This is a genomic window from Epilithonimonas sp. (assembly GCF_032054305.1).
GTDB lineage: Bacteria > Bacteroidota > Bacteroidia > Flavobacteriales > Weeksellaceae > Epilithonimonas.
Genome location: NZ_DAMBSX010000002.1, coordinates 92,648 through 106,682 on the forward strand (window position 1 = coordinate 92,648; position 14,035 = coordinate 106,682).

Annotated in this window: 8 protein-coding genes; 2 read left to right on the forward strand and 6 right to left on the reverse strand. The window is 37.0% G+C overall.

Annotated features, from left to right (window positions below; translation table 11 throughout):
• Positions 1-124: 124 nt before the first annotated feature.
• Together RTX21_RS04375 and RTX21_RS04380 are read left to right on the forward strand one after the other, a co-directional pair.
• A complete protein-coding gene (locus RTX21_RS04375) occupies positions 125-1,513 on the forward strand; it encodes an FGGY family carbohydrate kinase (protein WP_312765564.1) in 1,389 nt (462 codons plus the stop codon).
• Positions 1,514-1,597: 84 nt separating this feature from the next.
• The gene (locus RTX21_RS04380; protein WP_312765565.1) at positions 1,598-2,749 is read left to right on the forward strand and encodes an alpha-hydroxy acid oxidase; all 1,152 of its coding nucleotides are present in this window, start codon (positions 1,598-1,600) and stop codon (positions 2,747-2,749) included.
• Positions 2,750-2,917: 168 nt separating this feature from the next.
• On the opposite strand, the gene RTX21_RS04385 is transcribed toward RTX21_RS04380, so the two are convergent.
• The 6 genes from RTX21_RS04385 to RTX21_RS04410 form a co-directional block, all read right to left on the reverse strand.
• The gene (locus RTX21_RS04385) at positions 2,918-3,964 is read right to left on the reverse strand and encodes a GntR family transcriptional regulator (protein WP_312765567.1); all 1,047 of its coding nucleotides are present in this window, start codon (positions 3,962-3,964) and stop codon (positions 2,918-2,920) included.
• Positions 3,965-4,085: 121 nt separating this feature from the next.
• Positions 4,086-5,477, reverse strand: coding sequence for a hypothetical protein (locus RTX21_RS04390; protein WP_312765569.1), 1,392 nt, complete (start codon positions 5,475-5,477; stop codon positions 4,086-4,088).
• Between the two features lie 139 nt (positions 5,478-5,616).
• Positions 5,617-7,755, reverse strand: coding sequence for a hypothetical protein (locus RTX21_RS04395; RefSeq protein ID WP_312765571.1), 2,139 nt, complete (start codon positions 7,753-7,755; stop codon positions 5,617-5,619).
• Between the two features lie 91 nt (positions 7,756-7,846).
• On the reverse strand, positions 7,847-11,410 hold the full coding sequence (locus RTX21_RS04400) for a DUF4450 domain-containing protein (protein WP_312765573.1): 3,564 nt from the start codon (positions 11,408-11,410) through the stop codon (positions 7,847-7,849).
• A 209-nt stretch (positions 11,411-11,619) separates the two neighbouring features.
• Entirely contained in the window at positions 11,620-13,020 is a 1,401-nt protein-coding gene (locus tag RTX21_RS04405; RefSeq protein WP_312765575.1) for a glycoside hydrolase family 28 protein, read from the reverse strand.
• A gap of 93 nt (positions 13,021-13,113) precedes the next feature.
• Complete coding sequence (locus RTX21_RS04410) at positions 13,114-14,016, reverse strand: alpha/beta hydrolase (RefSeq protein ID WP_312765577.1); 903 nt, start codon at positions 14,014-14,016, stop codon at positions 13,114-13,116.
• Positions 14,017-14,035: the final 19 nt, after the last annotated feature.

Sequence of the window (14,035 nt, forward strand, 5' to 3'; positions counted from 1 at the left end):
CAGAGTTTAGTTTTCCTAGACCTAAACGCTCCTTAATGGTTTTTAAAAATTTTAATCCAGTTATTAAGATAGTTATGAAATAATTTCGAGACTACTTTAATATTCAAAATAATTCATTGCAAGGATGTCCAAAAAGAAGAAAGTAACCATCGTATTTGATATTGGAAAAACCAATAAAAAATTCTTTTTATTTGATAAGAATTATCAAGAAGTTGTTCGGGAATATACAGAATTACCGCTTACGACCGATGAAGATGGTTATCCCACAGAAGACCTTCCTGCGTTGCAAAATTGGATAAAAGATAACTTCAATGCGATTCTTGATGGTGAGAATTTTGAAGTCAAAGCCATCAATTTTTCCACATACGGAGCAAGTTTCGTACATCTGGATCAGAAAGGAAATGTTCTGACGCCGTTGTACAACTACACAAAACCGATTGAACAGGATATTCTTGATTTGTTCTATGAAAAACACGGTGATAAACTGAAAATTTCTCGTGAAACTGCGTCTCCACAAGCAGGAATGCTGAATTCTGGTCTGCAATTGTTTTGGTTAAAATACAAGCATCCGGAAGTATTCAGAAAGATTCGTTACAGTCTACATTTACCTCAATATTTATCCTATTTATTTACCGGAATTTGCGTTTCGGAATTCACATCTATCGGTTGTCACACCAATCTTTGGGATTATGACAAAGCTGATTATCACGATTGGGTTTATGAGGAAGAAATCGACGTTTTGTTACCACCAATTGTTCCAACTTCAGCAAGTATCAACACGTCTTACAGAAATCAGAAAATCAAAATTGGTGTTGGGATTCACGACAGTTCTTCAGCGCTTTTACCTTACATTTTAAGCAAAAAAGAACCGTTTTTATTATTATCAACAGGAACCTGGAGTATTTCGCTCAATCCTTTTAATGATGAAAGTTTGACTGATGAAGACATAGAAAACAATTGCCTGAATTATATGCGAATCGACGGAAAGCGTGTGAAAGCTTCCCGATTTTTTATGGGAAATGAATATAGGATTCAGGTTGAAAAATTGTGTGCTTATTATGGAAAAGAATACGGTGCGCACAGAGAAGTTCAGTTTGACCAGGATTTATATTTACATTTGATGAAGCACAAAGCGGTTTATTTCCGTTTTGAAGGTATCGTTCTGAAAAGAAAAATGATTACCGAAACGGATTTGAATTCGTTTTCAACATTTGAAGAAGCCTATCATCAATTGATGATAGAGTTGATGGATTTACAGATTCACACTATAACGAATGCTATTGGAAATTCTGACATCAAAAATATCTATATCGATGGGGGCTTTACGGATAATGACGTTTTTATGAAACTGATGTCGCATCACTTCCAGCATTACAATGTGATGTCCACGCATTCGCCGTTGGGTTCAGCTTTGGGCGCTTCAATGGTCATTTCGAACAAAAAAATCGACGAAACATTTCTACAGCAACATTATCAGATGAAAGTGCTTCAACCGTTAATTTTTAATTTATAAAATATTTAGTTGTTAGTTAATAGTTGTCAGTTGATGGCAAATCTCAAAACCTAACAACTATCAACCAACAACCAACAACTAATTATGGCATTTCCATTTGATATAAGATATGCTTCGCTCGAATTATTAATTGAAAGAGCTCAAAAAAGAATGCCCCGTTTTGCATTTGAATATCTGGACGGAGGCTGTAATGAAAACATCAATCGTGACCGAAATACAAGCGAATTACGTGACGTTTTGCTTCGTCCACAATATTTGAATAATAACTATGCGGAAGCCAATATGGAAACAGAATTGTTTGGTGTCAAATATTCTGCGCCATTCGGAATTTCGCCAGTTGGTTTGCAAGGTTTGATGTGGCCTAATGCTCCGGAGATTTTGGCTAAAGCCGCTTTCAGACATAATATTCCATTTATTCTGAGCACAGTCACGACGAGCAGTATCGAAAGAATCGCTGAATTAACCGAGGGAAAAGCTTGGTTTCAGTTATATCATCCGAGAGAAGAATGGCTGAGAGATGATATTCTTGACCGTTGTGAAGCTTCTGGTTATGATGTGCTTTGTGTACTGTCCGATGTTCCGACGTTTGGTTACAGAGCCAAAGAAATCCGAAATGGCCTGGCAATGCCACCACAACTGAATTTTAGAAACGTGTCTCAGGCATTGGCAAAACCACAATGGTGTCTTGAAATGCTGAAACACGGAGTTCCCAGTTTTAAAACCATGGAAAAGTACATGGATAAAAACATGAACGTGAAACAGTTGGGACAGTTTATGAACTCGACTTTTTCCGGCAGGTTGAATTCTGATAGATTAAAACAAATCCGTGATAAATGGAAAGGAAAATTGGTCATCAAGGGTGTTGCTTCTGATGAAGATGCGGCTGAAGCGGTACGTTTAGGCTTCGACGGAATGATTATCTCCAACCACGGCGGAAGACAGTTGGATGCTGGCGAATCTACAATTGCTGTGGTGAAAGAAATCAGCGAAAAATATAAAAAACAAATCAAAGTAATGATGGACAGCGGTGTGAGAACCGGTCCGGATGTTGCCCGTGCTTTGAGTTGCGGTGCTGAATTTATCTTTATGGGCAGAACTTTTATGTACGCAGTTGGTGCTCTTGGCGAAAAAGGCGGAGATCATATTATCGAGATGCTGAAAATGCAATTCCGACAAATCATGGAGCAGGTTTGCTGTGAGAAACCGGAAGATTTACAAAATTTCAGAGTAAAATAATTAGTTGTTTGTTTAAGTTATTCTACTCAGACGGGCTTTTATCAAGTCCGTTTTTTATTTGAGTTCAGAAAATTCTATTAGATTTTAAAGTTGAGCTCCGTAGGAGCGAAATGTTTGTAGATAATAGCCAAAAATAAAATGATGATCTCGGTAGGAGCGGAACAAAAATCATAAAGACTCCCTTTCAATAAATTTGAAAACATTATTGACCTGTTCTTTTTTATTCTTCAAAACCATATAAGCCGCAGACTCTGCCATAGCTTTGAAATCCGTTGTGACGACGGTGATTCCCAGTAGTTCTTTCAGTGGTGTTTCGTTATATGAGATGATTCCGATGTCTTCGCCCAATTTCAGATTTTTCTGTCGGATTTGCTTCACCAGATTCACCAGATCACGCTCCTGAATGGTAATGAAAAGGTCTTTGTCCTGAAGTTCCATATCAGGGTAGATTTCGTCCAGGATTTCGTAATCCAGTTTGTAATCTTTGCAGAATTTCTCAAAACCATGAACAATACGAAAAGGGTAGGGATGAACCGACTTTGCAGGATAAACCAGAATCAGTTTCTCATATTTTTTGATTTTTTCCAGACCTTCCTTCAAGGCATTGTAGATATCGTGTTCAAAATCCTGGAAGATCGTTCCGTATTCACCGGAGATATTCGGTTTGGTATTGTCCAGAAGCAAAAGCTTGTTCTTCGGGATTTTCTCGATGATGTCAATAATTTCCTTTGTAGAACTTGTATGTTTGGAGTTTTCGTCGCGGAAATGCGGCATTATCACGTAATAATCATAGACACCGAGATTCTTTTTCAAAGCATTGATGAACAGCGTTTCGTCGCAATGATAAATGTACATTTCCACATTGCCTTTGCTCCCAATTGCATCCACAAAATAATTGTAGATCATCATTTTATAAGTGCTGGACTTATTGATCAGGAAAAAAATGTTGATGTTGTCGCTTTTATTGATTCTCGATATATAATAATCTTTTCCTTTTACAGACTCGATGATTTGCCTTTTTCTGAGTTCTTTGTAAGCCTTTTCCACCGTATCTCGTGATAAGAAACAAGATTCGCTGAGCTCATTGATAGACGGGATTTTTTCCCCGATTTTGATGTCTCCAGCATCTATTCCATTGAGTATAGAGTCCACAATCTGTTTGTATTTCGGCACTCTGGAACTTTCATTAATATGAACTTCAAATATTTCAGACATCGGATTAAGCAATGATAATGTATTATGTTTACGAATTAAAGTTGAGTTATTAGTGTTTAAAAATCTAAGACAAGTTACAAATTTTATATCAATTGGTTAAATTTCTATTTTAATTAAATTATCAACGAACTAAATCATTGATATAGACCTCAATATTGAGATAGGCATTTTGTTCTTTATTGAATTTCAACGCATCCGATGAATCATTGGGATCAAGTCCCATTTCGAGTTCTGCTAAATCCGGAATGCCATCAAAATCTGAATCTTTCGGAGCTTCGGTTTGTGGAAAATCACCTAAGCCATTATTTGAAAGTGGAAGGTCATTTTCCGTGAAAACATAAAGTCCTTTTTTACCTAAAGATTTGACCTCTGAAATAATTAAATCATCCACTTCATCACGATTGGGGAAACTGGATCCAGCATTTTTGATGACATAGTCATAGGCTTGAGAAGCTGATAAATCAGTTTTTGAATCAGGATAATGAAACGGTGAATCCATAAAAACTACTGGTGTTTCACCTGGAAAACCTTCGGAATTATGCGGAATCAATTGTCCATCCAAAATACCATTTTTATTATTGTCAAAATAATTTCCGGATTCGAAAAGATGGAAAGTTTTCGTCCCTCTGCTAAATGGCGTTGTCCTGTTTTCTGTGTTTAAAGGTCCTTCTATAAAATAATTATTGATGATATTAACTTCAGATTTCTGAACAGAGCCGCCCATAATGTAGCCATCACCTGAAACCGTATGACCTTTTGTGTTTCCCAGATTTCCAAAATTGTAAATGATATTGTTAATAAACTCATTCTTACCTTTAACTTTCGGATTCCTTGTTTTGTTGCTTGCATAAAGCGATTTGATGATGCTGATGCTTCCATTTGTCTGAATCAACCCGCCTGCAGAATGATTGTAGAGATGTAATCCCTGCGCAATAATCGAATTTTGAAGCGTAATGCTGTCGGGCTCTATTCCGCGTTCGTCCCAATTGATGGAAAAAACTTCGTCCATCGACCAGGAAATTGAAAGATGGTCCAGAATTATATTTTTACCGTTGGAGATTCCGGAGGCATCCGTGTTATTAGAAGGTTTGTTTTTATTTCCGAGTCTGATTTTAATATATCTTGCAATAGTTTCATTTGAACCACTGAAAGAGACTTTCTGACCATACAAAACAATCCCTTTTCCGGGCGCAGTTTGTCCTGCAATCGTTGTATTTTCGGCAACTGTAATGGGAGTTTCCAGATTGATAATTCCGGTCACGGAAAAAACGACAAACCTTCCTGGTTTACTCACAGCTTCTCGAAAAGAACCTTTGCCATAATCATTTAGATTACTGACAATATAAATTTCTGGTTTTGCAACGCCTCTTGCACCTTTTGCAAATTTCCCAAATCCTTCTGCTCCGGGAAAAGCAATTGCTTTCTCAGAGGATTCTGAAGTTTGACCAATTAGTTGAGTTTGGGAATACATAAGAAAAATGGCGCTTAGAGCAACGATGATATTTTTTTTCATAAGTAATAATGAGCCAACAATTTATCATCTTAACATCGTAAAATTATCCTGCACTGTGCTGTGAAATTTTGGCAAAAAAAAGCCTGCCATTTCTGACAGCCTTCAAATTAAAAATATGAACGTAAAATTAAAGTAATGTTTAAGGCATTTTCTTAAACCCTTCCGCTTTTATTTTCCAGGTTCCATCTTTCGGAAAGCCTGGAAATTGTCCTGTAGAGTTGTCCCAACCTTCGAGCATCATCGCAACCGTAGTTAAAATACCACCATTTCCGGGAAGATAAATTCTCAGGCGTCCATCCTGATAATTGTGACCGTTTTTCAGATATGTATTGGTTTGAATGTTCATGAAAAGTGCATCCAATGCTTTATTGGGAAGTCCTAATCTTGCGGCTGTCATTGCCGTCATAGGAAAATCCCAACCCCATGTATGTTCCCAGTTCCATCTTTCCCACACAATATCCAGTGTATTTTTCATGATTTTTTTATCCAGTTTCGGAGATTCCGGAACCATTCCTAAAGCGCCTAAAACAGAAGGGTGATCTGTCATCCATTTTGGAAAAGTGAAAGAATCTTTCGCTGATTCAGTCGATAAATAAACACCATCCTGAACGGGAAGTGGCGCTAATTTGTTAATGACATCATCCCATTTTTTATCTCTCGGTTCGCCCAATCTTTCTTTCCATTGTTGCGCCACTTTGAGTGCCCAATCCCAATATGCTACTTCATAAGTTGGGTTATACGTATCTTTTGCAGGAAAAACTTCCTGCGCAGGAATGACGCCTTTTCCTAAATTATAGCGGTTTTTTTCTTTGTCATAAGTTGCAAAATCAGCCATAAATTCAGCTGTTGCATATACTAAATCTTTATATTTTTCTAAAACTTTTTTGTCCTTATTGTGACGGTATAAAAGTTCAGTCATATAAATCAAATGCGGTTGCTCCCAAATCAAAAATGCGGCTACAGAAGACGGGCTTTCATTTCCTTCGTTATCCGACATTTTAATCCATCGAACACCTTTATAACCTTGTCTTTCCGCTAATTTCTTTGCTTTTTCGAATGACCTGAAATAATAATCCAATTGCTTTTCCATAATTTCTGGTCTTCCCCACAAAGCGAAGTGAACGCCGTGCCACCAATGCATTTCTGTGTGTGGTTTTCCATACCAACTGTTGAATGTCAAGCCTGTTTCCTGCGGCGGATTACTTCCTCCACACTGAACTTTCGTTAAATATTCAGATAAAATGATTCTGCGTTCCAATTCGTTGGCTCTTTTGTCAGTACTTCCTTCAAAATCTACTGCTGCACCGCTTTCCCAGAAGTTTTTCCAGCCGGAAATACTTTCTTTTTCAGCATCAACAAATAAGCTTTTTGATGTTTTCTGATTTTTCTCTGAAAACTCAACAGTCAGTTCAAGGGTTTTGTTTTTTGACGAAGGTTCGTAAACAAAATGATGTTTTCCAGCTTCACTTAATTTTCCATCCGTAAAATATAGTTGTGTGAAATAATCCGCAGACTGCAATTTATGTTCAATCAATCCTTGAGTTGAGTTTGACGAAATCAATTTTGTTGAATGCCTATCTGCGTTTCCATAAAAAGCCGCTTCATCCAAAAATTGTCCGCTCGGATAAGGATATTTTGCGAAAACTTTTAGTCTTTTTTCCTTTACCAAATCCGATTCAATTTTAACTCCGATTTTATCTGAATTTTGAAACGAAGCCGTCCAAACTTTTACAGGAATTCCTTCTAAAGAGAATTCGCTTGTAATAATTCCGGTCCACAAATCAATTTTCTGATTGATATTCTGTAAATCTGAAATCTGCGCCTTTTTACCGTCTTTTTTTGTCAGTTCAATTCCAACATTTCCCAACTGCAAACGATGTTGATTGACTCTGAAATATTCAACCGCTTTTTTATTGCGTTCCGGTTCTTTGATTTGAACACTGTACAAAGCTTTTCGACCATCATTATTGAAATCGTAAGGCTTTAAAGTTTCCTCAAACTTGTAATTTTCAGTATTCGGAAAACTGTTCCAGCCCCATTCCGACTGGGTTCCGAGAGAAACTCCATTCTTATAATATTCAGGGAACGACTGCATTCCGGTAATGTCAACGGTGTACGCAAATTTCCCGTTTCCAACCGTTAAAGTTGATAAAGTATCTGCTTTTGTATTAACCACATTATGTCGCTGAACGACTTTTTTACGGTCGATTTTCTGAGCATTCAGGGATGAAAATCCAATGCAGAAAAGACTCAGATATATTGCAATTTTTTTATTCATTATATAGATTTAAATCAATTTTATTTTGTTAGCCACGAATGCACGAATGTTTTTGTGAAGCATTTTGCTATTCGTGCATTCGTGGCATTAATTATTTCAAAACCGTCGCACTCATCATTCCAATTACCACATCATTGCTCACTGCCTTCAGTTTCACAGATTTTAATTCTTTATTCGGGTCAATCGGTAAGTCCAGAATCGTTGCAGAACCACCATCAACCTGACGGTCTGTAAATCCTTTGATGCTCGAATATTTACTTAAACTTCCACCTTTATATAATTCGCCCGTTTTCAGTTTTACTCGATACGGAATTTTATCATCCGGAATTTCAAAAGCAAAATTATCATCAAACAAATCCTGCTCAATCGGCCACCAATTCGTTGGATTTTTCAGTTCCAATTCTGAAGTTGAGCCATCAACATAGTGAACGGTAATTGTTCCATTCACAATCTGTGACTGCATCGGATTCGTAGAACCTGCCATCAGAAAATACATTTTCTTACCTTTTCCATTTAACGGAATTTCAATCGAATGCGGATAATTGTCCCACTGACTTGCAAATGCAATATTTTTATCAGATTTATCAATTAAAAAAGGGATTCCAAGGAAATCAACTTTGTTGTTTTTTCTTTTGCTCATCAATCCCGAATCATCGATGTGAGCCGTAATTAATGGATAACACCAGTTTCCGATTCCCTGCCACGGAAGCTGTAGAGTAGGGACTTTTAATCTTGGAGAAAGGTATTTCTGATTGAAAATCTCAGTCACTTTTTCATTATATTTTGAAGCCAACGAAATGTTAATAAACTGACCTTGATTTTCAATTTCCCAATCAGTAATTTCGATATTTTGTTTGATTTCATTATATTCAAGCTCGATAGAATTGGTTCCTTTGCTTAAATAATTTGCAGGAATTTCAATCGATGTATCTTGATTTTTCTGAATGCTGAATGTTTTATTTAAACTATTAACAGTTAGTTTTCCGTTAATTGGATTGGATGATTTTGACTGAATTTGCAGTTTTTTATTAACCCATTTAGTCTCCAAAGGAAAACGGATGTCGACATTCACAGGTTGCCACCAAGTTATTCCGTTTTGCTCAACCTGAACGAAAAATGTTCCTTTTCTTTCTTCCTGAATTAAATTGAACTGATTTCCGTTTCGATTTTTAACTAATTCCTGTGGGTCAAGAATATCTTTAATTTTCTTTTTTGAATCGAAATTCAACTGAAGATTTTCCGAAATATAATTAGTAAAATCTGTCTGTTCGTTTTTCAGTTCTTCAACGGAATAATTAATTTCAATCTTAAAATCTTTTCCTTTCGGCGTTTCAAACTGGATGATTGGCTGTAAAATGGAATTAGGTTTAATTTTCCAATCAACATTTTTACCATTCACTTTTACCGATTTGATGTTAGAATAATTTACAGGAATCTGCATTTCCAACGAAACAGGAATCTGATATTTTGAATTAAATAAATATTCAGTCTTTTTCGAAGTCCTTTTAAACTGATAATCCCAATCCGGAAGCTTCAATTCGGCAGAATTCCAGTCTTTCGGGAAACCAGGTTTAATGCTGATTTTATTTTCAAGCAAATTTGGATAAACCCCGAAAAGTCCTTCCGTCAAAGTTCTTGATGCAACACCAATCGGGTCGGCAAAATCCCGGTACAATTCTCCACGAAACGCATCGTAATGTGAAAGCTGTTCAAAATTCCCCGGACTGATGCCGTAATACATTGACTCAACCAAATTTCCTTTCCAAAGTTGGTACGCATCCTCATTTCTTCCGGCTTGCCAATACGCCAAAGCGGTCTGTAAATTTTCCGCCAAAGCGACGTTATTAATCGACCAGTCGTAAGGTTGCCAGTTGGTCGTCGCCAACGTAAAATAGTCCTTATTATCCGCACCTTTCACCGTAATAGGAATTTTCGGGGTGTAATTATTAATGTATTGTAAGTTCTGATAATCCTCAAATTCATTCAAAATAAACGCATCGGAAACGTGATAAATCGACCATATTCCAGGTTTGTCGTGAACGATTTGATTTCCTAAAGCATCTTTAAATTCAGAAAAATAGCCTTTGTTTTTAATCCAAAGCTCGTTTTTCATTGCCTTTAAAATCGCATCAGCTTCCTGTTTATAAGGTTGAGGATTTTCGCCAATTATTTTCGCCAGTTTTGCCATTTCACGGTTGGCTCTGTAATTATAAGCCGAAGTATGCGTAACTTTTCCGCCCGAATATTGAAGCGCATCACTCGCCCAAATCGCCGCATACGCATCATACAAATTGCCACGTTTGAAATTCCGTTTTTCCCAATCCATATGGCTAACCATTGTTGGCCACATTTTTTTCAGAAATTCCTTGTCTCCCGTGTAATTGAAATGCGAAAACATCTGGTCAAAAAATACCAAATTCATATCGTAATGATGTGATTTTGTGTTGTCATTTGGATTTCTCGAAATATAGCCGCTCGAAAAAACGGAAGTTCCCATACTTTCTTTATGTCTCGCCAAATGTAGCAACGTATCCATTTCCACAGGTGCAAAATCGGGTTTTAAAACCTGAGAATTGGCGTAGCTTTCAAAATGTTCTTTCGCTCGGTCGTGCCAACTTAAGGCATCTGCTGTGTAAGCTCCACGCCAGGCATTTAACCGCATTCTCCAGGCAACAGCGCCGTGAAGGAAAGTCGGGCTTTCCCAGATTCCGTCTGCTGCGACCGCTAAATTGGCCCCGAAATTATTTAAATCTGCATCCGGAGTTTTTAACTGAATTCGATTAGTTAATATTAAACGAGCTTTTTCAGCTTTGTTAAAGATATTTTTCAATTCTTCATCAGAAAAATTCTTAGCTGATTTTCCTTTTGCAATTTGGATATAAGCCGGATTCTTTTGAGAAGAATAGGAAGCATAAACAATCGGAGATTTGTCTGTTTTATTTTGAGTAAACTCAGTCAGTTTTTCTAAAGTCTGAGCATCGGTTTGCTGTAAAGAATTAACGTTTGAAAAACTTCCGCTGACAACCTGAGTTGCTTTTTTCTTATCTAAATAATTTAACTGAAATTGATTTTTATTAATCTGAAACTGATTATTCAGACAATATTCAGGCAACAGATAAAATCCGGATTCCGGGTCTGCGCCGATGTCGCCGTTTCTGCTGAAAGTCGTTCCGCTTGCGCCGCCGTAAACTGCATAGATTTTTGTTGAAGAATCTATATTGACAGTTTCCATTTTTACCACCAAACCTTCTTCTTTAGCTTGAGCTAAAACTGTTAATTTCAAACTTCCGTTTCCAAGAATTGGATCTTTGATTTCGTATAACATTGAACCCGGTCGATAACGGGTTTCAATCTTATCAGCATTAATTAATTTCTTAATTGAATTTCCTTTGTGAATGATGAATTGAAGATTTCCGCCCATTCCCGGAAGATACAATGCAAATTCCGGTAAATCTCCCGCTTCAACTCTCGATGCACGATTATCTCCGTACAACGCACGATTGAATCTGTATTTTCCGTTGACCAATAAAAAATCGCCTTTGTCTTCTTTGTAATGCAGTTCACGCTCGTTGTTCTGCCAATGTTTAGATTGGGCAAAAGAATGAGAGAGCGCCGACAAAACAATCAGTCCGGCAAATAAGGTTGTTTTTCGCATTTTATTTTATGTAGTTTTGAACACTAAGCTCACAGAGTTTTTATTATAATTATTTGAATAATTTCAGTCTCACAAAGCCGCTTCGCTTAAAAAAGCATCATAAGTTTTACTAGGAATCTTATATAAGCGAAGCGGCTTTGTGGACTTTTTAGCAATATAATTTTAAAAACATTGTGTACTTTGTGTTCATTTGTACAGAATCTGAATTATTACGGTTTTAGTTCGGTTAAAGGCTGCCCGTTAACGGTTACATTTTTCAACGTCACATTTTTCATATAATCAACCTTGTAAGGAATCTGAACGCCAACCATTTTAGCATTAATCATTGTGAAATCCGTTACGGGAGAAGATTCGTAAGCATCAGAAAAAACCGCATATTTTCCTCCTTTATCAACCGTTAGATTTTCAACCCAGATATTTCTCATTGTCGGAATATGATTTCCAGGCTTTTCGTAATGCATATTGAAACGAACCGCTGCTTCTTTATAAGCACCCACTTTTGTGTTGTAGAAAAATACATTTTCAATTGTTCCGCCACGACTTGAGCTGGTTTTAATTCTTAATGCTCTGTCCAGATTTTTACTATCCATTACATTTCCAATCGCATAGATGTTTTTTGCCCCACCTGCAATTTCACTTCCAATAACGACACCGCCGTGACCGTCTTTCATTTCACAGTTTTCGATGATGTGGTTTTCGGCAGGTCTTCCGATATCTCTTCCGTCCTCGTCTCTTCCGGATTTGATGGCGATACAGTCGTCTCCTGTGTCAAAATAAGAATCTTTAATCCAGACATTCTTACAGGCTTCTGGGTCGAAACCATCGTTGTTTGGTCCGTGGCTGATTACTTTTACTCTTTCAATTAAAACATTTTCGCACAAAACAGGATTCAAATTCCACATTGGAGAATTTTTAACCAAAACATCCGCCATATAGAAATTTTTAGACTTGTAAGGTTGAACGAAATTTGGTCTTAAATACCATCCGTCACCGAAAATTCTTTCTCTTGCAGGTTTTCTCTGCGCCATATATTCGTGAAGTTTTGCACGGGCAGGATTTTGTCTTCCCGGACGGGTTTCATTGTAACCATATTTTGTTGCACCACACCAAAACCACCAATTGTCCAAATCTGCATTTCCATCTAAAGTTCCTTTTCCTGTTACGGCGATGTTTTCTTCTTCATAGGCATAAATCAATGATGAATAATTCATACATTCCATTCCTTCCCAACGCGTGAAAACGATAGGGTAGTCGTTGCTGTCCTGACTAAACAAAATCGTAGAACCGTCGCTTAAATGAAGATTAACATTAGATTTAAGATAAATCGCACCCGTTAAGAAAACCCCGTTAGGAACAACAACTCTTCCGCCGCCTTCCGCATTACATTTTTCAATTGCTTTTTTGAAAGCTTCCGTATTTTTTGTTTTTCCGTCTCCAACCGCACCGAAATCGGTAATTAAATAATCAACTTTTCTGAATTCAGGCTTTTTGATTTGCTTTTTTAATGCTTTGATTTCTTTTAAAGGTTGCTTTGCGGAAGTCCACGGTTTATATTGAGCACAAAGTGAAATTGAGACTGATGTTAGAAGTATATAGATTAATTTTTTCATAAAGATTTAGATTCAAATTTTAAAAACAATTTCTTTTATTGCAAACTAATACTAATGCTGGGAAGAATTATCCTGCACTGTCGGTTACAAAATTTACTTTGGTTGAAATAAGGTCTTAAGCCAATCAGAGCATAGTTTTTTCCATTGGTCTGTGAGTTCAGATTTATTGGTGATTCCGATTTTGTGCTCGCCTTCCGGGAAAATAAACAGTGCCCCCTTTACTTTATTTTTGGTCATTGCCTGATAATATAAAAGGCTGTTCATCACTGAAACCGTTTTGTCATTTTGAGCGTGAATCAGTAATGTTGGGGGCGTTTTATCAGTAACCCGATTCTGCATAGAATATTCGCTGATTTTTTCCTGAGATGCATTTTCCCCAAGCAAACTATTGCGGCTTCCTACGTGTGCGAATTCCCCTAAATCGATGACCGGAGAAACTAAAATCGCAAAATTTGGAATTGTAGGAATGGATGTCCAATCGACTTTTAGTTCTGTATAGTCCGTAGGAATATTACTTACTGACGCAGCCAAATGTCCACCAGCGGAAGTTCCAATTACTCCAATTTGTTCTGGTGAAATGCCGTATTGAGTTGCATTTTTTCTAATATATTTAATAGCAGCCTGAATATCCTGCAACGGCGCAATTTCTCGCTGTTTGACATCCAGAGAAATAGGTAAACGATAATTCAGTACAAAAGCTGAAATTCCTAGAGTATTGAACCATTTTGCAATTTGGAACCCGTTCAAATCATAAGTTAGTTTGTAGTAACCACCACCCGGAATAATGATTACAGCCATAGGTTTCCTGTCTTCTTTTGGTGGTGAGAAGGCAAAAAGTTCAGGTTCTTTTATCTGTACAATTCGTCCGTCTTTTTCTTCGGTTTTTAATTGTAATCCTTTTGAGTTTGGCATTTGACCTTTTGGCCAGAGCGTAATTTTTTCCTGAGCAAAAATTGAGTTTACAATTAAAATCAAGAATAATTCGAACCTTTTCATTGTCAATCGGTTAATGATA

Bases quoted from the DNA above. Each gene is read 5' to 3' on its own strand.
- RTX21_RS04375 (WP_312765564.1), top strand. From the start codon at position 125: ATGTCCAAAAAGAAGAAAGTAACCATCGTATTTGATATTGGAAAAACC.
- RTX21_RS04380 (WP_312765565.1), top strand. From the start codon at position 1,598: ATGGCATTTCCATTTGATATAAGATATGCTTCGCTCGAATTATTAATT.
- RTX21_RS04385 (WP_312765567.1), bottom strand. From the start codon at position 3,964: ATGTCTGAAATATTTGAAGTTCATATTAATGAAAGTTCCAGAGTGCCG.
- RTX21_RS04390 (WP_312765569.1), bottom strand. From the start codon at position 5,477: ATGAAAAAAAATATCATCGTTGCTCTAAGCGCCATTTTTCTTATGTAT.
- RTX21_RS04395 (WP_312765571.1), bottom strand. From the start codon at position 7,755: ATGAATAAAAAAATTGCAATATATCTGAGTCTTTTCTGCATTGGATTT.
- RTX21_RS04400 (WP_312765573.1), bottom strand. From the start codon at position 11,410: ATGCGAAAAACAACCTTATTTGCCGGACTGATTGTTTTGTCGGCGCTC.
- RTX21_RS04405 (WP_312765575.1), bottom strand. From the start codon at position 13,020: ATGAAAAAATTAATCTATATACTTCTAACATCAGTCTCAATTTCACTT.
- RTX21_RS04410 (WP_312765577.1), bottom strand. From the start codon at position 14,016: ATGAAAAGGTTCGAATTATTCTTGATTTTAATTGTAAACTCAATTTTT.